At 31.9% G+C, this 1,689-nt stretch carries 1 protein-coding gene; it reads right to left on the bottom strand.

The features are described from left to right. Positions 1-110: 110 nt before the first annotated feature. Positions 111-1,511 (bottom strand): sensor histidine kinase, encoded by a 1,401-nt coding sequence (locus ACT3RN_RS15425; RefSeq protein WP_444518808.1) that lies wholly within the window; start codon positions 1,509-1,511, stop codon positions 111-113. Between the last annotated feature and the right edge of the window lie 178 nt (positions 1,512-1,689).

The following is a 1,689-nucleotide window of genomic DNA, read 5'->3' as shown; positions in this document are numbered from 1 at the left end:
TTTCTAAAGCTTCATCAATCGTATTAGCAGGATAGGGGGAGTGACCTATACCTTTAAGAAATTCAGAAAACTGTTCTGTTATTTGCTTTTCATCATCGACTACAATAATTTTAGACATTCTTACTATCCCTATTGATATATCTATTAAAAACGAAAGTTACTTCAAAACCACCTTCAGGTGGGTTACGTTTTAAAACTTTACTTTCATACATAGCTAAATATGAGGAAACAATTAAGCTCCCATTTCCTTCTAATGACGATGTATTCTCATCAACTTTTTCAAAGGACTCATAGATATTTCCAATGAACTGCTCCGGCATCCCAGGCCCATTATCTGTAATTCGAAGATAAACATGATTTTCATCATAGTGTCCACATTCAATAGTAATCAAAGCCTCAAAATCTTTGAGATTTCTTCTATTGATTCTCTTATAGTTATTCATAGCAGATATTGAGTTATAAAGAGCATTTTTCACTATTGCTTGAATATGAGCGGAGTTGGCTTCAATATCTAGGTTGTTACTACTTCTGATAAGTTCTAATTTAATGTCTTTTGTATTAGCTGCGGGTGGTCTTTTTCTAATAAAACTATCTATACAATCATAAATGTCAAAAATACTAGTATTTAAACTAGTAATAGATCTTATATTTTCGATTGTCCAATTTATTGTGTCGATAGACTGTTCTAGGTTATCTCTAAACTTTTCAATTTCAACAGGACTCCAAACTTTACCTGGTTCTTGTTTCAGCACTTCTGCTTTAGATAAATCATGTATAGCATCTTTAGTATCAATAGATGTTCTTTGAAATAACCCTTCCATGATGAACTTTAATTTTTGTACTTGATTACCCATAGGAGCTGTAAATTCACTCTCCATAAGAAATCGATTGGCTAAAGTATAATTTAAAATGTAATTATACTTTGCTAGTAAAATATCGTTTTTCTTAGTAAGTTTTTCTTCTTCAGTTTCTAAATTACTAAGTTTTTCTTTATACTTAGTAATAGTAGAGTTTATTCTCTCTAGATCCGTTTCTAAAACCTCTCTTTCACTATATAGTTGAATATTTTTTTGCTTTAGGTCCTCAATGCTGCTATTTAGTTTTTTCTTAGTGGAATTTGAAAATATATATATCAAGTAGACACAATACATTGCCAGGAATAATAAGAATGACGATATTGCATTCTTATCATACATATAAGCATCATTCCATTTAGCTGTGCCAGTGACCCTGTTGTAGAAGTCTCCTATTAGTCTCTCAGCCCAGTAATCTAAAGTTTCAATAAAAGAATATTGCTTTACTCTACTTGCATAATAAATTCTACCAATCACATCTCCCTTATTTAAACTATGATTCGCAGTATGATTTGTACTTCTATGATCCTCAAAATTATATTCTCCATATAGGGGAGCAGGGTTTTTAAGAGGATTCCAAAATGCACCTATAATAGTATCGAGAGTAGCATCATTCTGAGCATATAATATTTTCTGGTTGGGACATTCATCAGACAAGGTTTTACAGTCTGTTATTACGATATTAAATACTTTATGATTTGAATTGAGTATTGAGTATATAACTTCATCGCTTTCTTCATTTATGAACCGCCCCGAGATTGTCGGAGACTCAACTTTCTGAGAGAATACGACAATGAAAACACGAAACTATACCCCTGAAATGAAAGAGCGCGCC

It is taken from the genome of Psychrobacter sp. AOP5-GZ1-6 (assembly GCF_052376345.1).
Taxonomy (GTDB): domain Bacteria; phylum Pseudomonadota; class Gammaproteobacteria; order Pseudomonadales; family Moraxellaceae; genus Psychrobacter.
The sequence above is the reverse complement of the archived record's forward strand: the minus strand, read 5'-3'. Positions and strand labels throughout refer to the sequence as shown.